Genomic DNA, 18,766 nt, shown 5'->3' with positions numbered 1-18,766 from the left:
GGGCCTTCTGATTCAAACCTGAGCTGATCAGGATTCGAGATATTTCGACGGATCGACCGGGGTCGAGTTCTTGCGCACTTCGAAGTGCAGCTTTGGCGATGTCGCATTGCCTGTCATGCCCGACCGGCCCAGTTCCTCGCCGCGCTTCACCTTCTGGCCGCGCTGCACGTTCAGCTTGCTCGCATTGCCGTAAACCGTGACCAGACCATTGTCGTGGCGCACGAGAACGGTGTTGCCGAACTCCTTCAGGCCATCGCCGGAGTAGATGACCACGCCGTTTTCAGCGGCCTTGATCGGCGTGCCCTCGGGAACCGAAATGTCGATACCGTCATTGCCCTTGCCGTAATTGGCGACAACGCGGCCGCGAACCGGCCAGCGCATCTGCGACGCACCGGTGGCGGACGGTGCCGATGCAACATCCTTCTCCGCATCGTTGATCACCTTTTCGCTCGCCTGCGGCGGCGTGTAAGGCTTTGTCTGACCGTCGGCTTGCGGCGCAGCAATCGCTGCAGTCGGTGCCGTGCTTGCAACAACCTTTGGCTGTTCGACTGGCGGCGTCGCGGCGGTCTTCACCTGATCGACGGAACCCTTCGACTTCATGTTGTTGGCGACATTCTGCGCCAGCGAGGAACTCGATGCCGGAATGACCAGCGACTGGCCGACCCGAACGGTACCCTCTTTCATGTTGTTGGCCTGCTTGATGGCCTCGACATTGGTGCCCGTCTTGCGGGCAATGGCATGCAGCGTGTCGCCGCCCTGAACCGTGTAGGAGCCGGAATGGCTGGGTGGCGTGGTATTGTTTGCCGTCGTCGTTGCCGCGCCGTTCCGGTCTTTGACCTGCGGGGCCTGCGGAAGAATGGCTGCCGTGTTGGCCGATGCCTGTCCCGGTGTCGCCGGCTTGGTCGGCATGCGCGCTTCGCGGCCATCCGGCGTCTTCAGCGTTCCGGCTGGCGCGGCAAGCGGCGGAGCCTGCACATTGCCCGCGGGCTGGACCGATGCCACCTGCTGGCGGACGGGCGCGGTGTTGGCGAGCTGACGTGCCGGCTGCGAGGAGACCGGCGGCAGTGTCGAGGCGCTGACCGCACCAACCGGCGGCAAGGCACCGCGCTGGACACCGCCCGCCGCTGGCACCGCATTGCGGTTGACCGACGCCGTATAGCTTGCATCGACTGGAGGCGTGTAACCGCTTGCACCCGCATTCTGCGGTTGAATGATTGCACGCTGGTTGTCGCTATAGCCGGAGCTGAAGTCAGCACTGGTAAAGCGCGATACTCCGGAGCTGCAGCCTGCAGCCAAACCGGCAATCATGAGAATGCTGGCATTCAGTGCCAGCCGCCGTGACGCTTTGTCTAGTACACTCAAACGCATCGCTTATCCCGCCCGTACTCAATACAAGAATATGGGGCTATTAAACCGCGTTAATGTTACCCGACCGTTAAAACGAGCAGAAAATTTGTAAAAGATTCACCAAACCCGTAAAGGGTTGCGCCTGCCCTGCGGCAGAACGTCCGTGTCAAAGGGCTGTGGCAACACCGTCAAGCAGCGGCAAAAAGCGCGCGGGCATCATATCCTCGCGCTCGAAACGGCTCCCGATCTTCGACAGGCGCGACACCACCTGCTTGCCGTCAACCGGACCGATCGGCGCAATCACGACGCCATTGGACGACAGAAGCTCGACGAACTGGCGCGGCATGCTTTCAAAGGCCGCCCAGACGACAATGCGGTCAAACGGCCCGTCATGGGTCAGGCCAAGCTTGCCATCGGCATGTTTGATGAAGATATTTTCGATCTTCAATGTCTGGTGGCGCTGCTGCGCAAGTTCAACCAGAGTGCGATAGCGCTCGATGGACAGGACCCGGCCGGCCAGCCGGGCCATGATGGCAGCGGTAAAGCCGGTGCCCGTGCCGATTTCCAGAACCCGGTGCGCCGGCTCAAGATCGAGGGCCTTGATCAGGCGCGCCTGCAGGTCGAGCCCTTCCATGAACTCACCGCATTCGATCGGCAGCATCCGGTCGCCATAGGCCAGCGTTCCCAGATTGCCGGAAACAAAGGCCATGCGGGACGTCGCCTCAAAAGCCGTCATGAGCCGCTGGTCCGTCATTCCCAAAGACCGCATCCGCAGGACGAAGGCGGCAAAGCCCTCCCGTTCTGAAAGCGCAGGCTTCATGCGAACGCATCCTCCAGGGTCTGGCGCATCTCGTGCGCTGTCAGATCGAGTTGAAGCGGCGTCACGGAGATGTAGTTTTTGCGGATGGCGGCAACATCGCTGTTTTCCGCCGGCTCATCCTTGCCGCGGCCATAGCGCAGCCAGTAATATGGCAGGCCGCGTCCATCCTGCCGCTCCTCAATGGTCAATCCATGGGAAAGCTTGCCCTGCGCCGTGACGCGGACACCGGCCAGTTCCCCGCCGCTGCAGCTCGGGAAATTCACATTGAGAAGCACACCCTTGGCCAGCGTGACAGCCAGAAGCTTTTTCAGGAGAGCCGGTGCGCGCTGTTCAACGATGTCCCATGGCAGAACACGTGTCCCGCCATCGAGATTGTATTCCTGCGACAGGGCAATGGAGTTGATGCCAAGGAGCGTGCCTTCGATGGCCGCGGCAACGGTGCCGGAATAGGTGACATCATCGGCGGTATTCGAGCCGGAATTGACACCCGACAGGATCAGGTCGGGCGGCTCGGGCATCAGATGCTTGACGCCCATGATCACGCAGTCCGTCGGCGTACCGCGAACGGCGTAGTGCCGGTCATCGATCTCGCGCAGCCGCAGCGGCGTCGACAGCGTCAGCGAATGGGCCAGACCGCTTTGGTCGGTTTCGGGCGCGATCACCCAGACATCGTCGGAAAGCTGGCGGGCGATACGTTCCAGAACAGCCAGACCTTCCGCATGAATACCATCATCGTTGGTCAGCAGAATGCGCATCGCCCTCTCCTATGCAGCTTTTTCGATTCGTTTCAGTCCACCCATGTAAGGCACAAGTGCTTCAGGAACTGTGACACTGCCGTCCTCGTTCTGATAATTTTCGACAACAGCAATCAGTGCACGCCCGACTGCGGTACCGGAACCGTTGAGCGTGTGGACGAAACGCGTCGATTTCTCCCCTTCCGGCCGGTAGCGCGCATTCATGCGGCGCGCCTGGAAATCGCCGCAGACGGAGCAGCTGGAGATTTCGCGATAGGCCTTCTGGCCGGGAAGCCAGACTTCCAGATCGTAGGTCTTCTGCGCGCCAAAGCCCATGTCGCCCGTGCACAGCGTCATCGTACGGAACGACAGGTCGAGGCGCTTCAGCACTTCCTCGGCGCAGGCGGTCATGCGCTCGTGCTCGGCAATGGAGCTCTCGACATCGGTCACCGACACAAGCTCGACCTTCATGAACTGGTGCTGGCGCAGCATGCCGCGCGTGTCGCGGCCGGCCGAACCGGCCTCGGAGCGGAAGCAGGCTGTCAGCGCCGTCATCCGGATCGGCAGATCGCGAATGTCGAGGATTTCTTCGCGCACGAGGTTGGTCAGCGGCACTTCGGCCGTTGGAATGAGATAGCGGCCATCGGTTGTCTTGAAGAGATCCTCTTCGAACTTCGGCAGCTGGCCGGTGCCGTAAAGCACGTCCGCATTGACCAGAAGCGGCGGATTGACCTCGGTATAGCCATGCTCGGTCGTGTGCAGATCGATCATGAACTGGCCGAGCGCGCGCTCCAGCCGCGCCAGCTGGCTCTTCAGGACGGTAAACCGGCTACCGGACAGCTTCGCTGCACGCTCGAAATCCATGTAGCCAAGGTTTTCGCCGATCTCGAAATGCTCCTTGGGTTCAAAGGAGAAGTTCTTGAGATGACCGACGCGGCGCGTTTCGACATTGCCGCCCTCGTCCTTGCCGACCGGGACACTGTCGAGGGGAAGATTGGGAAGCACGGCCAGCGCATCGTTCAACGCACGGTCAAGCTGACGCTCTTCTTCTTCAGCACTCTGCAGGAAGACCTTGATTTCGGCGACTTCGGCCTTCAGACGGTCGGCCGTGGCCTGGTCCTTGGCGCCCATGGCCTTGCCGATCTCCTTGGAGGCGGCGTTGCGGCGTTCCTGCGCGTCCTGCAGTTTGGCAATATGCTGACGGCGCTTCTCGTCCAGCTCGATCAGGCGGGACGACTGCGGCTCGACGCTCCGTTTCGCCAAAGCTGCGTCAAGCGCCTGAGGATTCTCGCGGATCCATTTGATGTCGAGCATGGTAATAAAGCCGTCTTGAAGTGTTCGTTGGATTGAGGACGTGATTGTCCGGCGAAAGCTGGAGCTGCGTCAGGACGAGATATCGCTATCGCTGGACCCTGATTGTGCTTCGGCTTCAGCTGCCTCACGCTTTTTCTCGATCAGACGCGCCATCCAGATGGAAACCTCGTAGAGAAGGATCGTCGGGAGTGCAAGACCGATTTGGCTGAGGGGGTCCGGCGGTGTGATTACCGCCGCGACGATAAAGGCAATGACGATGGCGTATTTGCGCTTCGAGCGCAGGCCTTCATAGCTGACAAGCCCAACCCGCGCGAGCAGCGATGTCACCACCGGCAACTGGAACACCAGGCCAAACGCGAAAATCAGCGTCATGATCAGGCTCAGATATTCCGAAACCTTGGGCAGAAGCGAAATCTGCACTTCGCCAGCGCCGCCTGTCTGCTGCATGGCAAGGAAGAACCACATCACCATCGGGGTGAAAAAGAAGAACACCAGTGCGCCGCCCATCAGGAACAGCACCGGCGACGCGATCAGGAAAGGCAGAAATGCCATCCGTTCATTCTTGTACAGACCCGGCGCGACAAACTTGTAAATCTGCGAGGCAATGACGGGAAAGGCCAGAACAATGCCGCCGAACATGGCGATCTTGACCTGCGTGAAGAAAAACTCCTGCGGCGCCGTATAGATCAATTGCGCCTTTGCCGGATCAAAGCCGGCCCAGGACACGGCCCACTGATACGGGATGACCAGAACGTTGAACAACTGCCGGCCAAAATGGAAGCAAACCAGGAAAGCCACGAAAAACGCCACCAATGCCCAGATCAGCCGGCGGCGCAATTCGATGAGGTGTTCGATCAGCGGGGCCGAGCTCTTATCAATGTCGTCGTCGGTCTTGCTCAAGATTTTGTCCCCGTATCGCCAGCTTTGGCCTTGGCACGCGGCTTGGCCGTTCTTTTTGCTGGTGCAGTCTGTGCAGGCGTTTCTGCCGGTGTTTTGGCGGCAGATGGCTTGGCCGCAACTTTGGCAGGCGCAGCGGCCTTGGCCGTTGCCTTGGCTGGTGCCACCTTCCCGGATACAGCGGCGGAAGCCGGTGTTTCAGCCGCAGCCTTGGGCTTGCTGGCCCGGCGGGTTTTCTTTGGCGCTGCGGCCGTCATCAGCGGAGCGACGGGCTCCAGCGTCTGCGGCTGCAGCTGCGTCGCGCCGGGAGCGGAGGGATCGGGTACGGCAATGTTGTCTTTGCCGGCCGTACCGCCATCCTTCAGGCTTGAGCGGATTTCCTCGCCAATCGTGCGGACGGGATCGAAAACCTTGCGGATATCGTTGCGCGGATCGAGGCTTTTGGCATCGTTGATGATATCGCGCACGTCATCGAGCTCGGCCTCTTTGAGGGCTTCATCGAATTGACGCCGGAATTCACCCGCAGTCGCGCGAAATTTGGCCGTCGCCTTGCCAAAGGCGCGCAGCATTTTCGGCAAATCTTTTGGCCCGACCACCACGATCACAACGATCACGATCACCAGGATTTCCGACCAACCAACATCAAACATTCATCATGCTCCGGCCGCAGCGAGACAGCAAAGCCCCGCGCAGGAAAAAACTAAATCAAGCCGCTCAGGACTTCGTTGTCTTTTCCTTGACGGAATTTACCGGCTGGTTCGGCTGATTATCGATCGTCTTGGAATTGTCAGCCGCATCATCATCGGCCATGCCGCTCTTGAAGTTCTTGATACCCTTGGCAACGTCGCCCATCAGTTCGGGAATCTTGCCGCGACCAAAAACCAGAAGCACGATCGCCAATACGATCAGCCAGTGCCAGATTGAAAAACTACCCATTTTACCCTCGCATTCGCTCAACAGTTTGAGCTCATCTATGCCTTTTCCCCGTGCTTTTCAAACACAAGTGCATATTGTTGTTTCACATTCATGTAAGTTCGGCGCAAGTGCGAATTGAAATCTTCAGCACGAATTTTCCGAACCGGCATCGTCTGCGCCACCATTGCGCACAAATATGGCAAATAAAAATTCAATCGTGTTCTACACGCGGCGTCAGAAGTCCAAGTTCTTCCAGATCGATATCGGTCAACGGATCTTCGTCTTCGGTCAATTCATCGGGATCATTGACCGGGATGGGAATGGCGAAATTGGCGGGCATGCGCGCGGACAACAGTCCGGCGCCGCGCAGTTCGTCGATCCCCGGCAGATCGCGCACTTCCTGCAGGCCGAAATGATCGAGGAACGAGGATGTCGTGCCATAGGTGATCGGCCGCCCCGGCGTGCGCCGGCGCCCGCGGAACTTGATCCAGCCCGTCTCCATCAGCACATCCAGCGTGCCCTTTGACGTCTCCACGCCACGAATATCTTCAAGCTCCGCCCGCGTCACCGGCTGGTGATACGCAATCACGGCGAGCACTTCGAGTGCGGCGCGCGAAAGCTTCTTCTGCTGCACCGCCTCGCGGTTCATCAGGAAGGCAAGATCGGCTGCGGTGCGGAAGGCCCATGCGCCGCCAACCTGCAGGAGATTGATGCCGCGCTTGGAATATACCGACTGCAACTCGCCAAGCAGCGCCGGAACGTCGATCCCGGAGGGAAGACGCTCTTCCAGCGCCCGCACCGTTACCGGCTCGGCGGAGGCAAACAGGATGGCCTCGGCCATGCGCAACGCATCGGCTACGGAAATCGTCGATTTCCAGTCCGCCTCGCGGTTGTCGCTTTCATCGTTGTCAGGCTGGATATGCAGGGGACCGGTTTCAGCCATTGACCACGTCCCTCATCGTTGTCAGCGGCGGCTGATCCGTCTTTTCAGCCGGCCTCGGCGGACGATCCCGCAGGAAAATCGGCTTGAACGCGCCGGTCTGCTGGATTTCCATATGCCCCTCCCGCACCATTTCAAGGCTGGCGGCAAAGGAGCTGGCAAGCACGGTGGCGCGCTCGCTGGGCGACGCGATGAAGTCGAGGAGGTATTGATCCAGCGCGGTCCAGTCTTTCATCTCGCCGACAAGGCGCATGAGAATGGTACGTGCTTCCTTCAGTGACCAGACGCTGCGGCGCGCGATCTGCACATGGGAAATCGCCTGCTTCTGCCGTTGCGAGGCATAAGCGGTCAGGAGTTCGTACAGCGTTGCCGAATAGATGTTGGTCTGATCGACAATGACGGCTTCGGGCATGCCGCGGGCAAAGATATCGCGGCCAAGGCGATTGCGGTTGACCAGCTTCGTGGCCGCATCGCGCATGGCTTCCAGCCGCTTCAGGCGGAATTGCAGCGTCGCCGCCAGCTCCTCGCCGCTCTCGCCCTCGTCGCCGGGGGTCTTCGGGATCAGCAGCTTGGACTTGAGGTAGGTCAGCCAGGCCGCCATGACCAGATAATCGGCGGCAAGCTCCAGCCGCAGCGCTTGGGCCTGGCGGATGAAGATCAGATACTGCTCGACAAGGGCAAGCACGGAAATGCGGGCCAGATCGACCCGCTGGTTGCGCGCCAGATGCAGAAGCAGATCGAGCGGGCCTTCAAAACCCTTGATGTCGATCAGAAGCGATGGCTCGCTGACACCACGATCGGATGCACTTTCCCACAGCGCCTCCATGGGTGCCGCGGTCTTGCCATTCGTTTTCTGTTCCGTCGCCGTCAACTCTCTCTCGCTTCTATGCCACCGCTTCGAAGAAACGCTGGAATTCTTCCCGGATTTCCGCTTCATCCGAAGCATCCGGCTTTCTCGCATATTGGATCGCCCGCTGTGCCCGCTCCAACGCCTTGCCGCTCAGTTCGGGTGTGCAGGAAGCAACCGCCGTCATCTGTTCCATAATGCCGTGACAGTGAAGCACGATATCGAGGCCTGCCGCAAAGATTGCTTTGGTCCGGTCAAAATAATCCCCAGAAAGTGCGTTCATCGACACGTCATCGCTCATCAGCAGCCCGTCAAAGCCGATATGTCCGCGAATGATCTCTTCCACAACCTTGCCGGATGTCGTTGCCGGATGCTTCGGGTCGATGGCCGAGAAGATGACATGGGCGCTCATCGCCATGGGCAGATGCGCCAGAGCCCGGAACGGGGCAAAATCGTGTTCCGCCAATTCGTCGAGCGGCGTCGTCACGGTCGGCAATTCGTGATGGGTGTCGGCAAATGCGCGGCCATGGCCTGGAATGTGCTTCATCACAGGCAGCATGCCGCCCGCCAGAAGACCTTCCGCCGCAGCCCTGCCCATCGCCGTGACGATTTCCGGATGCTTGCCGTAGGCACGGCTGCCGATGACCTCGTTGGCGCCCTCAACCGGAACATCGAGAACCGGAAGACAATCGACATTGACGCCGAGTTTCATGAGATCGAACGCGTGAAGGCGCGAAAGCAGCCAGGCCGCGCGCAATCCCGCCTCCTCGTCCTGCTTGAATAGGGCACCCAGCGCCGATCCGGCGGGATAATTGGGCGCCAGCGGCGGCCGCAGACGCTGCACCCGCCCGCCTTCCTGATCGATCAGCACCGGGGCTTCGTCACGCCGCACCAGATCACGCAGATGCGCGGTCAGATCCTCGACTTGTGCCGCTTCGCTGACATTGCGGGCAAACAAGATAAAACCCCACGGGCGTTCATCGCGGAAGAACGCGATTTCGTCGGGGGTCAGTTTCAGGCCGGACGTGCCGGCAATCCATGCTTTTGATTCGCTCATGGGTAAAGTCTACTGCGGTGATGCAAAAAAGGAAAAGGCGGCCATTGGCCGCCTTTGTCTGGTTATGTGGCGGGCTTACTGCGTCACGAAGCAGCTGCCGCCTGCCGATTTGAACTTGGTGCACAGATTGACGGCAGCGTCCTTTGTACCGGCCGGGATACGAACACGGTAGAATGTGCCCTTGCCGGCAATCTCGGCCTGCTTGATATCGACACCGCGACCGGCAATCACGCCGGGATAGCGCTGGGCGAGCGAGGCATAGGTCTTCTGCGCACCTTCCGCCGTCGGCTGCGAAGCAACCTGGATCAGATAGGTGCCCGGTGCCACGGCAGAAGCAACCTGCTGCTGCGGCTGACCGGCCGGCTTTTGCGGCGCGACGCGATCAACAACGTTCAAGGGCTGGTCGGCCGGACGGGAGTCGACAATCGGGACATTCTTCGGCGCAACGGAGGCAACCGTCTCTGCCGTGATCTTCTTCGTCTCGACCGCCTTGGCCGGCAGCTTGCCGGTTGCCGGAGCCTGTGGCTTGGCAACCAGGGGCTCAACCGCCGGTTTTGGCGTTGCAGGATTGCTGGCCGCCGCAAGCGAGCCGATCTGATCGTTGCCGTCGGGCATCGCGCTGACCGGCGCCGGGGCCGCCGGTGCCGGACGCGCCATGGGCGCGGCGGCAGGACCCGAAGCGACGGGATCGGCAGCCTGCGGAATGGCGGCTACCATGGTACCATCGGGCTTCACGACCATAGTCTGAACCTTGCGCGGTGCGATGGCGCCATTCGGCTGAGCCTGCTCCTCGCTCGAAGCCATGTTCGCAGCGGCGGGATCGACCCGCTCCTCTGCCTTGGTTCCGGCAATATCCTCATCCGTATCGGCGGTCAGATCGACCGGTTTTTCCTGGGTCGTGACAAGCTGCTGCTGCTTTGGCGGCGATGTATCCGCCGTCGCACCCTTTTCATAAACGATCTTGTCCTGGACGGGCGCTGTCGTGTTCGCCGTGCTTTCCGGCTGAACCTTGATCGGGCTCTTGTCGGCCATGATCACCACAGGCGCGCCGCCCGATCCGCTGGTCCATTTATAGGCAACGGCACCGGACACCGCGAGAAGAACGGCTGCCGCTACGGCACCCGGCACAACGAAGCTGCGTTTGCGGCTCATCGGCTGGGCATAGGTCGTTGCAGCCATACCGACATCGTCGCGCTTTGGATCGTAGCCAAAATCCATGTCGTCTTCAGGACCGTTGCTGTAGCTGCTGGCAACCGGACGGGACTGATGCGCGCTGGCAGCAGCTACTCCGACAGCCGCCGCTGCGGCGACACCGGCTCCGGCAGCCGCATAGTTTGCCGGGGTATAATGTCCCTGCTCCGCCTCATTGCCGAAGACATCGGCAAAAATATCGGCATATTCATCCTTCGCGGCCGGCGCCGGCTGCTGTGGCTCCTCCTGCGGCGCCGTATAGGCCGCACGGGTATCATCCGCCTCGATCGAGCCGAAGACTTCGGCAAACTCGGTTTCAAGTTCGCCCAGGCCATTGTGCTGGGGAACATCGCCTTCGTAGTGCACTTCAGGCAGATCGAGCGACTCCGTGTACTCGACCCGGTTCTCGGTGACCGCCACGGTGTGAACATCGGGCGCAGAGGAGATTGACGAGGCCGCGCGATCCAGCTCATCCGCATAGCCGCTCAAATCCTGCGGCTCCGGCAGATGGTGGGTTTCAGCGGCAGCCAAGGGCGCAACGGGAGCAAGCTCCGGCTCGCGAACGGCCGCATAGGAATGCACTGGGCTCTGGTAACGGGGCAGCTCTGCGTCCAGCGTGTGCGCCGGAACAGCTTCGTCTTCCACATCCAGCGGCACTTCGAAATCATCGAAGGCGGCCATCAGTTCTTCCGTGTCGAAATCCTCCAGCGGATCGCCCTGGGCCGCTGCGGCCTCTTCGTGCACAGGAACCGGCGCGTAGGCAGCCGATGCCGGGACAGGCGCGGCCTGATAGGCGGCAGGTTCCGGCGCATAGGCCGGCTTCGCCTCGGCCACCGGCTGGGTGACGGACGGCGCATAGGAGGTTGCGCGGCTGATAATGGGAGCAGCTTCCGTACGGCCGATGACCGGCGCTTGCGAACCATAACCCCAGGAAGCGTTTGCCGAGCGCTGAACCACAGGCTTCGCCGCACCGGCAAGAAGCGTCTCAAGTTCATCTTCAAGGCTTAAGGACGGCGCCGCAACGACAGCGCGTTCCGGCTGCGCCGGTTCGGGTACAAAGCTGACAGGCTCGTGCCCATCGCGCCCCTCGCCCGTTTCACCGTCGGCATAAACGGCGTCCGGCTCGTAATCGGCGTAGTCGGGTTCCTCATAGATCGCGACGGGCTCGGCTGCGGCATGCGCATAATCCGCATTCGACATCAATTCCCGTTCCACCGCATCCTGAATATCGAAGTGAGCAAACCGATCCGGCTCAGCATGACTGTGCACGGGCTCCGGGGCTGCCGCCGGGGCGGCACGCTGAGGATGCTCCTCAAAATCGCCCATGAGCTCGCGCTCCAGATCCATAGCAAGATCCTCGCCCGATCCGGTTGCCGTGTGCTCCTCTTCGACAGGCGTTCCCATGATACGGGAAAGCTCCATCAGAGGGTCGTCATTACCGAATCGCGAATCATCCTGCCGGTGAGAACGCTGAAGATAGTTGTCCGCCATGGCGTTAATCCTGTACTCTCAACTATGGACGTCAAAAGACGTCACGCATTGGCCATACCAGCGCAATGTGGGCAAAAGTTGACAGGATTTCCGCGCCTTTCAGCGCATTTCGGTTGGGGCGTCCGCACCAATGATAGACAATCCGGACGCCAAAACCTTAGAAACAACCTGCACCAGCCCTAGCCTGGCTTGGGACAAGTTTGGATCGTTAACCTTAATAAAACGTAAGTCCGCGTTTTCGGTCCCCTTATTCCACTGCGCGTGCAGCGAACTTGCCAGGTCGTAGAGGTAGAAAGCAAGGCGGTGCGGCTCCTGATGGACGGCCGCCGTTTCAATCAAACGCGGGTATTCGGCGAGCTTGCGGATGAGCGCAATTTCGCTTTCGTCCGTCAGCAAACCGAAGTGCTGGGCACTGGCCGCCAGTGATTCTTCACCCAGCCCAAGCTGTTCGATCGCCTGCCGGAACACGGAATGGCACCGCGCGGAGGCATACTGGACGTAGAAGACCGGATTGTCCTTGGAATGTTCGGTGACCTTGGCGAAGTCAAAATCCAGCGGCGCGTCATTCTTCCGGTACAGCATCATGAACCGGACGGGATCGCGACCGACTTCTTCCACCACATCGCGCAGGGTGACGAACTCGCCCGAGCGTTTCGACATGCGCACCGGCTCGCCATTGCGATAGAGCTTGACGAGCTGGCAGATGAGAACCGTCAGCTTGGCCGTACCGCCGGAAACAGCGCGTGCCAACGATTCAAGCCGCTTGACATACCCGCCATGATCGGCCCCGAGCACATAGATCATCTCATCGAAGTGCCGGTCATACTTGTCCTTGAAATAGGCAACGTCAGCGGCAAAATAGGTGAACTGCCCGTCGGACTTCACCAGAGGCCGGTCGATATCGTCACCCACATCGGTCGAACGGAACAGGGTCTGCTCGCGATCTTCCCAGTCCTCCGGCAGCTGGCCCTTGGGCGGCGGCAGCTTGCCCTTGTACACGTGTCCCTTCAGCGTCAGGTCATTGATCGCCGACCTGATCTGCTTGGCGTTGTCCGCATGCAGCGTCCGCTCGGAGAAAAACACGTCGTGATGCACGTTGAGCGAGGCAAGATCGTCGCGGATCATCACCATCATGGCATCGATGGTCCGGTCCTTGATGATCGCGGTCGCTTCTTCTTCCGGCATTGCCAGAAGTTTCGTGCCGTAATCGGCGGCAAGCGCCTGCCCGACCGGAACGAGATAGTCGCCGGGATAAAGGCCAGCCGGAATCTCGCCGATATGCTCACCCAGCGCTTCGCGGTAACGCAGCATCACCGAATTGGCGAGCACATCGATCTGCGCGCCCGCATCGTTGATGTAATATTCCTTGGTCACATCGTAACCGGCAAAGGACAGGAGATTGGCCAGAGCATCGCCGACAACGGCGCCCCGGCAATGCCCGACATGCATCGGCCCGGTCGGATTGGCCGAAACGAACTCAACATTGACCCTGTGGCCATAGCCCAGCTTCGACCGGCCATAGTCGAGACCGGCGCCCAGCATGCCGGCCAGTTGCCCGTGCCAGTACGTATCCTTCAAGCGCAGGTTGATAAAACCCGGTCCGGCAACGTCAACAGAGCCGACATCCGGGTCATTTTTCAGCGCGTCGCCGATCCGGATCGCCAGTTCGCGCGGGTTTTGGCCAACGGCTTTCGACAGAACCATCGCTGCATTCGTTGCGATATCACCGTGGCTCGGATCGCGCGGCGGCTCAACGCCAACGCGGGACAGATCCACATCGGCGCCATCAATGGTTTTCAATTCAAGCGCTTGCAGGGCTTTTTTAATCCGCGCATCGAAATCGGCGAAGATGTTCATGACGTTATACTCGATCGGGTTTTTCACGTTGGTGCGGTCGTGTGACCGCGATTGGCCCTTCGCTTAAGCCAATTCGGGCGTATGGTCAAACAAGCGGCGATGCTCGCGCACAGCATAAGTGTCGGTCATGCCCGCTAGGAAATCCGCCACAAGCCGTGCGCGCGCCGCCAAACCGTCGTGTTTCGGCCCCTCGCGCCAGCCTTCCGGCATGGTCTGCTCGTCGGCCATATAGGCATCGAACAAATCGCGCACGATCTGGTCGGCGGACTTTCTGATGCGGATGACGCTCTCGTGGAAATAGAGATTCTTGTAAAGGAATGATTTCAGCAGTTTTTCCTTGTCACGCATGGCAGCGGAAAACCCGATCAGCATGCGTCCGGCATTGTGAATATCGTCCACGCATTGCGGTTGCAGCGCGTCGATATTGGTTTGGGCCGTGCGGATAACGTCTTCGACCATGATGGTGATCTGCCGCCGCACGATTTCGTGTGATGTACGGACGTCGTCGAGAACTGGATATTTCTGCCGCACTGCGCGCAGGATGTCGCCCGTCAGCGGAACCTCCTCCAATGCCTCCAGCGACAGCAGCCCGGAACGCAGGCCATCGTCTATATCATGCGCGTTGTAGGCGATATCATCGGCAATTGCCGCGCACTGCGCCTCCAGCGAGGCATAACGGCTGAGTTCGAGGTCATATTGGCTGTTATACTCGACAATGGCGGCCGGCACGGGGTGCTTCAGTCCCTGGCCATCCGCTCCCGTCAGCGGACCGTTGTGCTTCACCAGCCCTTCAAGCGTCTCCCAGGTCAGGTTCAGCCCGTCGAACTCCGCATAGCGCCTTTCAAGGCTGGTCACGATCCGCAATGACTGGGCATTGTGGTCGAACCCGCCAAACGCCTTCATTTTTTCGTTGAGCGCATCTTCGCCCGTATGGCCAAACGGCGTGTGACCGAAGTCATGCACCAGGGCAATCGCCTCGGCCAGATCTTCATCGAGCCGCATCGACCGTGCCAATGCCCGGGCAATCTGCGCCACTTCGATCGTGTGGGTCAGCCGGGTGCGGTAGTGGTCCCCCTCATGGGCGATGAACACCTGTGTCTTGTGCTTCAGGCGCCGAAAGGCGGTGGAATGGATGATACGGTCGCGATCACGCTGGAAAACCGTGCGCGTCGGACTCTCGTTTTCCGGCACGAGGCGGCCGCGACTGCGTTGCGGATCGCAGGCATAGGGCGCCCTTTCCCTGTATCCGAAGCCAATTCCCTGCATCGACATGATTGAATTGAATGCCTTCCCACTTTGCGGCCGCGCCGGTCGTTGACTTCGCGGTCGCCAATTCTTAGCTATGGTGTATGATGAATGGCAAGGTGTGACATGGCAATGTCAACTTAAGCCGGAGCGCTGCGAACTGGTTCGCATTTGGAGCGTGAAGAAATGAGCGATGCAATGAATGTTTCCGTATCCGATGCTGCTGCCAAGCGCATTTCGGCAATTCTGAAGTCCGATCCCGAGAAGACCGCCCTGCGCATTTCCGTCGAAGGCGGCGGCTGCTCGGGCTTTTCCTACAAATATGATCTGGTCGATGCGCAGGACGCCGATGACATCGTCATCGAGAAACTCGGCGCAAAGGTGCTGATCGATTCGATATCCCTGCCCTATATCGGCGGTTCTGAAATCGACTTTGTCGACGACCTGATGGGACAGTCTTTCCAGATCCGCAATCCCAACGCCACCTCGTCCTGCGGCTGCGGAACCAGTTTTTCCGTCTGACCGGCGTTTCAGATTTCGCGCAATCAAAACTCAGCAAAGTCGTGTTTCCCATGAAAATTGTCACCTGGAACATCAATGGTGTGAAAGCGCGGATCGAAGTTCTGACAGCGTGGCTGCGGGAATCCAATCCGGACATCGTCTGCCTGCAGGAAATCAAGTCCGTCGACGAGCAGTTTCCGCGAGGTGAAATCGAAGCCCTCGGCTATCACGTCGAAACCCACGGCCAGAAGGGCTTCAATGGCGTTGCCATCCTGTCGAAGAAGAGCCCGGACGAAGTAATCCGCGGCCTGCCCGGCGAGGATACCGATGAGCAATCGCGCTTCATCGAAGCGGTATTTTCGACGGAAACCGGCGCCATTCGCGTTGTTTCGCTGTATCTGCCCAACGGCAATCCCATCGATACGGAAAAATTCCCCTACAAGCTGCGCTGGATGGAGCGTCTGGAACGCTGGGCGGAAGACCGGCTTGCCCTGGAAGAACCGCTTGTCCTGGCGGGCGACTACAACGTCATTGCCCAGCCGAAAGACGCCAAACACCCCGAAGCATGGCTGAATGACGCGCTGTTCCAGCCGGAATCGCGCCAGGCATTGCGCCGGCTCGAAAACCTCGGCTTCACCGATGCGACCCGTGCCGTCACGGATGAGGCTGGGACATATACATTCTGGGATTATCAGGCAGGAGCCTGGCAGAAGAACAATGGCATTCGCATCGACTACCTGATGCTGTCGCCGGAGGCCGCCAACCGTCTCACCTCCGCCAGCATTGAAAAACATGTCCGCGCCTGGGAAAAGCCGTCGGATCACGTGCCTGTTGCAATCGCCTTGGCATGATTTGCGGCTGAAGGCCCTATCGGGTCAGCTCAGGCTGGCTCTTCCCGATCAGAAATCGCCGGTTTTGATGATGTCTTCGGCAAGCACGATGGCCGTCCGGCGGTCGGCCTCGTTGGCAATGGAAAACGCCTGTTCCTGAATATCGCCGATCCAGACGCGATCCTGTTTGGATGCCCGCTCGAATGCGGCTGTCATCATGGCCAGCCCGCGCACGGTCTTTCCGGCCTGGAACAGAAGATTGCCCAGCATGGCCTGCGCACCGGCATGGCCCTTCTGGGCCGAAAGGCGGAACCATCGGGCCGCCTGATTGGGATTCGGCTGGCCGCCCTCGCCCTTCATCAACATCTTGCCGAGTTCGAACTGTGCGTCAGAGTCGCCGAAATTCGAGGCGGCCTGCAGATAGAGATCGCGCGCGGCGCTCGGATTGGACTTGATCGGTGAGTTCGGGATGCCGCGCTTCACATAACCGGCAAGGGCCACGAGCGCATCGGCAACATAACTCTCGTTCTGCGTGCCCTGTTCGGCACCTTCATGCACGACCTGCTCGAACATCTTGTAGGCTTCGTAGTCGTCTTCCTTGACGCCGTCGCCATCCGCATACATGCGGCCGAGCTTCCAGTTGGCGCCCTGATGGCCCTTTTCCGCGGCAAATCTCAATGCCTTGACGGCTTCATCCTTGTCGCCCTTCTTATAGGCGGAAAATCCGAACTTGAAGAGAGCGAAGGGGCTGGAATCCTCATTCATCTCATTGCTGGTGTCGAACGCATGGCACGGCAGCGTCATGACACTCAAAGCAAGCCCGATCCCGAAAAACGGAGCGGCGAAGCGATCAACAATGAGCATGGCAATACACTTCCTTTGCCCGGACCGGATGCGTCGCAGCCTTGCTGCGCCCGGCACCCCCTGTCAGGACACGATTGACGGCGACACCGGCGAATACGCCGCCTGCCACCCCTTTTTGAGCGCGTAACATTTGCGCTGCGGATGTTCTTGACGATGAATGTGACGCATCATTCCAGCGATCGTTTGACCGCTTTCCGGCAATAGTACGGCCAGATATCAGGGAATGGGATGTGCCTGCAAAAATGGAATCATCGGGGCAGCGCGTCAGTTCCGACATCGCATAAAGGCTGTTGGTGTAAGCCAGTAAGATCGGTTTTGCGTCCATCATTGCCCCGGGCGGAACATCGGCACCATTGCACGACATTTCTTCAACCACTTATCGGTCGCCGCCCTATCGAGGTGCTCCGGGTTTGTGGCGCAAAATGGGCAAAATTGCCCCTTGCCTCCACCTTGCAAATCATCGCTCAGAAGTGTTGCTGAATCGTCACAAAACGTAATGGAGAAACTCTTACTTTCGGATTGCCGGCATTGCAGTGCACAATAAACCAACGTCCAAATACTGAAAAAGCCTGGTACGAATACCGGGCTTTTCTGTTCGGTCCTGGTCGGATCAGAATTTCATCTTGCCGGAAAGCGATACGGCGGTGACGAGATCGTTGCCGAAGTCATAGGTGGCATCGGCGCCGCAGGCGACGTTGCCCGTGCACTTGGTCGGGCCGTAGGATCCGGACTTGAGGATGCCGATGGCACCGCCCAGACGAAGTTCAACATTCTTGTTCGGCGAGTATGCGAGACCGCCAGACAGGAGGTAGGTGTCAGTCTGCGTGGTCAGGCCGGTTGTCGTGCCCTTGTCCCAGCTGACCTGCAGCTGACCGCTCCACTGATCGTTGAACTTGTGACCAACACCGCCTGTAACCGTCCAGCCGTCCTGAAACATCAGGTCAAGCGACGTTGCGCGGGCCGGAGACGATGGTCCGCAGGCAACCTTGCCCTTGGTTGCTGTCGGGCAGAAGGCGATAACGTCGAGAACGCTCCAGTCGACCCACTTGACCGAGCCATAGGCCAGCCAGTTCGGTGCAATACCGGTCTGAAGCTTGAATTCGACGGACTGTGGCATTTCGGCAGTGCCATAAACGTCCGTGATCCGGCCGGAAAGCGGGTTCGCAGGCGTTTTAGGCAGCTGGGTCAGATCGAGCGTGCCGCCGATTTCGCCGAGGTCAACAGCCGCATTGTACATAAGGCTGGCACGGAACGCGATTTCAGGGATTTCATAAGCGGCACCAACGCGCCAGCCGACGCCGTCCGCGCTCAGGTTCAGCCTGCCGGTGCCATCGAGCGCACCGTGTGTCAGCAACGGAACAAAGCCGTTGACCATGCGTGTCTTGAAGCCTTCGAGTTCCTGATAGGAAACGCCACCGATGAAACGCAGCGAGCCCTTGTCCGTAACATGGAACTTGTAGGAGCAGGTCAGGCCCCAGTCATCCGATGAAATCTTGGTTTCAATGTTCGAGTTGTCGCCAGCCCAATTGGAACCGGGCTTGGTATGAACACCCCAAGGCTGGCTGTAGGAACCCAGGCAGTCCAGATCAGGCGTGATGCCGACCTTCGCGCCAAATTTGTAGACGGAATAGTCAGGTGTCTCGCTCGTTGAGGACTTCTTGAAGTTCTCATTTCCATCGAGAGGATTGGTGTCCTTGGCATTCTTGATCTTGCGATCAGGCATAACGTAGATCACGCCACCTTCGGTCACAAAACGCTCTTCGCTGAAAAGAAGGTCCCAGTTGTAACCACCGCGTTCAAGGCCCCCCGCCTGTGCAGCAGTAGCAACACTTGTCAAAAGAAGCGCGCTGCCGATGATTGTGGAAATAGTCTTAGTCATTAAGTCCTCCCCGAGACCTGAAAACCTCTGAACCCGC

Annotated in this window: 18 protein-coding genes; 2 read left to right on the top strand and 16 right to left on the bottom strand. The window is 59.5% G+C overall.

From position 1 onward, the window contains the following. Positions 1–27: 27 nt before the first annotated feature. The 13 genes from ACZ25R_RS11360 to ACZ25R_RS11300 form a co-directional block, all read right to left on the bottom strand. On the bottom strand, positions 28–1,368 hold the full coding sequence (locus ACZ25R_RS11360) for a peptidoglycan DD-metalloendopeptidase family protein (protein ID WP_472461043.1): 1,341 nt from the start codon (positions 1,366–1,368) through the stop codon (positions 28–30). Positions 1,369–1,513: 145 nt separating this feature from the next. Then, a complete protein-coding gene (locus ACZ25R_RS11355; RefSeq protein WP_472461042.1) occupies positions 1,514–2,167 on the bottom strand; it encodes a protein-L-isoaspartate(D-aspartate) O-methyltransferase in 654 nt (217 codons plus the stop codon). Then, a complete protein-coding gene (surE, locus tag ACZ25R_RS11350) occupies positions 2,164–2,922 on the bottom strand; it encodes a 5'/3'-nucleotidase SurE (RefSeq protein WP_223613164.1) in 759 nt (252 codons plus the stop codon). Before surE ends, ACZ25R_RS11355 begins: the two co-directional genes overlap by 4 nt. A 9-nt stretch (positions 2,923–2,931) precedes the next feature. Beyond that, positions 2,932–4,215: a serine--tRNA ligase gene (gene serS, locus ACZ25R_RS11345; protein WP_472461041.1), complete on the bottom strand. Its 1,284-nt coding sequence runs from the start codon at positions 4,213–4,215 to the stop codon at positions 2,932–2,934. 69 nt (positions 4,216–4,284) lie between these two features. After that, entirely contained in the window at positions 4,285–5,115 is an 831-nt protein-coding gene (gene tatC / locus ACZ25R_RS11340; RefSeq protein ID WP_403175326.1) for a twin-arginine translocase subunit TatC, read from the bottom strand. Continuing rightward, positions 5,112–5,762 (bottom strand): Sec-independent protein translocase protein TatB, encoded by a 651-nt coding sequence (gene tatB / locus ACZ25R_RS11335; RefSeq protein ID WP_472461040.1) that lies wholly within the window; start codon positions 5,760–5,762, stop codon positions 5,112–5,114. The genes tatC and tatB overlap by 4 nt, the downstream gene beginning before the upstream one ends. Before the next feature lie 64 nt (positions 5,763–5,826). Then, positions 5,827–6,048 (bottom strand): twin-arginine translocase TatA/TatE family subunit, encoded by a 222-nt coding sequence (locus ACZ25R_RS11330; protein WP_223613161.1) that lies wholly within the window; start codon positions 6,046–6,048, stop codon positions 5,827–5,829. Between the two features lie 190 nt (positions 6,049–6,238). Further along, on the bottom strand, positions 6,239–6,970 hold the full coding sequence (gene scpB, locus ACZ25R_RS11325) for an SMC-Scp complex subunit ScpB (RefSeq protein WP_464660679.1): 732 nt from the start codon (positions 6,968–6,970) through the stop codon (positions 6,239–6,241). Next, positions 6,963–7,793: a segregation and condensation protein A gene (locus tag ACZ25R_RS11320; protein ID WP_472462481.1), complete on the bottom strand. Its 831-nt coding sequence runs from the start codon at positions 7,791–7,793 to the stop codon at positions 6,963–6,965. The genes scpB and ACZ25R_RS11320 overlap by 8 nt, the downstream gene beginning before the upstream one ends. Positions 7,794–7,851: 58 nt before the next feature. Continuing rightward, a complete protein-coding gene (gene nagZ / locus ACZ25R_RS11315; RefSeq protein WP_472461039.1) occupies positions 7,852–8,871 on the bottom strand; it encodes a beta-N-acetylhexosaminidase in 1,020 nt (339 codons plus the stop codon). Positions 8,872–8,946: 75 nt separating this feature from the next. Then, a complete protein-coding gene (locus ACZ25R_RS11310; protein WP_472461038.1) occupies positions 8,947–11,466 on the bottom strand; it encodes an SPOR domain-containing protein in 2,520 nt (839 codons plus the stop codon). Between the two features lie 186 nt (positions 11,467–11,652). Then, a complete protein-coding gene (gene argS / locus ACZ25R_RS11305) occupies positions 11,653–13,410 on the bottom strand; it encodes an arginine--tRNA ligase (protein WP_288194484.1) in 1,758 nt (585 codons plus the stop codon). Between the two features lie 63 nt (positions 13,411–13,473). Continuing rightward, positions 13,474–14,682 (bottom strand): deoxyguanosinetriphosphate triphosphohydrolase, encoded by a 1,209-nt coding sequence (locus tag ACZ25R_RS11300; protein ID WP_472461037.1) that lies wholly within the window; start codon positions 14,680–14,682, stop codon positions 13,474–13,476. Between the two features lie 159 nt (positions 14,683–14,841). Between ACZ25R_RS11300 and erpA the strand changes: the two genes are divergently transcribed. Next, positions 14,842–15,177 carry an iron-sulfur cluster insertion protein ErpA gene (gene erpA / locus ACZ25R_RS11295; RefSeq protein WP_162800193.1) on the top strand — a complete coding sequence of 112 codons (336 nt, stop codon included), beginning with the start codon at positions 14,842–14,844 and terminating at the stop codon, positions 15,175–15,177. 50 nt (positions 15,178–15,227) lie between these two features. Further along, positions 15,228–16,007 carry an exodeoxyribonuclease III gene (xth, locus tag ACZ25R_RS11290; protein WP_403175380.1) on the top strand — a complete coding sequence of 260 codons (780 nt, stop codon included), beginning with the start codon at positions 15,228–15,230 and terminating at the stop codon, positions 16,005–16,007. Between the two features lie 48 nt (positions 16,008–16,055). On the opposite strand, the gene ACZ25R_RS11285 is transcribed toward xth, so the two are convergent. The 3 genes from ACZ25R_RS11285 to ACZ25R_RS11275 all read right to left on the bottom strand — a co-directional run bounded on the left by ACZ25R_RS11285 (position 16,056) and on the right by ACZ25R_RS11275 (position 18,729). Continuing rightward, the gene (locus ACZ25R_RS11285; protein ID WP_105732580.1) at positions 16,056–16,850 is read right to left on the bottom strand and encodes a tetratricopeptide repeat protein; all 795 of its coding nucleotides are present in this window, start codon (positions 16,848–16,850) and stop codon (positions 16,056–16,058) included. Then, positions 16,837–17,226, bottom strand: a complete 390-nt coding sequence (locus ACZ25R_RS11280; protein ID WP_472461036.1) for a hypothetical protein — start codon at positions 17,224–17,226, stop codon at positions 16,837–16,839. The genes ACZ25R_RS11285 and ACZ25R_RS11280 overlap by 14 nt, the downstream gene beginning before the upstream one ends. 234 nt (positions 17,227–17,460) lie before the next feature. Continuing rightward, a complete protein-coding gene (locus tag ACZ25R_RS11275) occupies positions 17,461–18,729 on the bottom strand; it encodes an OmpP1/FadL family transporter (RefSeq protein ID WP_464660693.1) in 1,269 nt (422 codons plus the stop codon). Between the last annotated feature and the right edge of the window lie 37 nt (positions 18,730–18,766).

Source organism: Phyllobacterium sp. RCAM01083, from assembly GCF_055685835.1.
This window is presented reverse-complemented; position numbering and strand designations above follow the sequence as displayed.

Coding starts and splice junctions, on each gene's coding strand:
- xth (WP_403175380.1), top strand. CDS start 15,228: ATGAAAATTGTCACCTGGAACATCAATGGTGTGAAAGCGCGGATCGAA.
- tatB (WP_472461040.1), bottom strand. CDS start 5,762: ATGTTTGATGTTGGTTGGTCGGAAATCCTGGTGATCGTGATCGTTGTG.
- ACZ25R_RS11300 (WP_472461037.1), bottom strand. CDS start 14,682: ATGTCGATGCAGGGAATTGGCTTCGGATACAGGGAAAGGGCGCCCTAT.
- ACZ25R_RS11355 (WP_472461042.1), bottom strand. CDS start 2,167: ATGAAGCCTGCGCTTTCAGAACGGGAGGGCTTTGCCGCCTTCGTCCTG.
- erpA (WP_162800193.1), top strand. CDS start 14,842: ATGAGCGATGCAATGAATGTTTCCGTATCCGATGCTGCTGCCAAGCGC.
- ACZ25R_RS11285 (WP_105732580.1), bottom strand. CDS start 16,850: ATGCTCATTGTTGATCGCTTCGCCGCTCCGTTTTTCGGGATCGGGCTT.
- ACZ25R_RS11330 (WP_223613161.1), bottom strand. CDS start 6,048: ATGGGTAGTTTTTCAATCTGGCACTGGCTGATCGTATTGGCGATCGTG.
- ACZ25R_RS11275 (WP_464660693.1), bottom strand. CDS start 18,729: ATGACTAAGACTATTTCCACAATCATCGGCAGCGCGCTTCTTTTGACA.
- ACZ25R_RS11320 (WP_472462481.1), bottom strand. CDS start 7,793: ATGGAGGCGCTGTGGGAAAGTGCATCCGATCGTGGTGTCAGCGAGCCA.
- ACZ25R_RS11310 (WP_472461038.1), bottom strand. CDS start 11,466: ATGGGAACGCCTGTCGAAGAGGAGCACACGGCAACCGGATCGGGCGAG.
- ACZ25R_RS11360 (WP_472461043.1), bottom strand. CDS start 1,368: ATGCGTTTGAGTGTACTAGACAAAGCGTCACGGCGGCTGGCACTGAAT.
- argS (WP_288194484.1), bottom strand. CDS start 13,410: ATGAACATCTTCGCCGATTTCGATGCGCGGATTAAAAAAGCCCTGCAA.
- scpB (WP_464660679.1), bottom strand. CDS start 6,970: ATGGCTGAAACCGGTCCCCTGCATATCCAGCCTGACAACGATGAAAGC.
- serS (WP_472461041.1), bottom strand. CDS start 4,215: ATGCTCGACATCAAATGGATCCGCGAGAATCCTCAGGCGCTTGACGCA.
- nagZ (WP_472461039.1), bottom strand. CDS start 8,871: ATGAGCGAATCAAAAGCATGGATTGCCGGCACGTCCGGCCTGAAACTG.
- surE (WP_223613164.1), bottom strand. CDS start 2,922: ATGCGCATTCTGCTGACCAACGATGATGGTATTCATGCGGAAGGTCTG.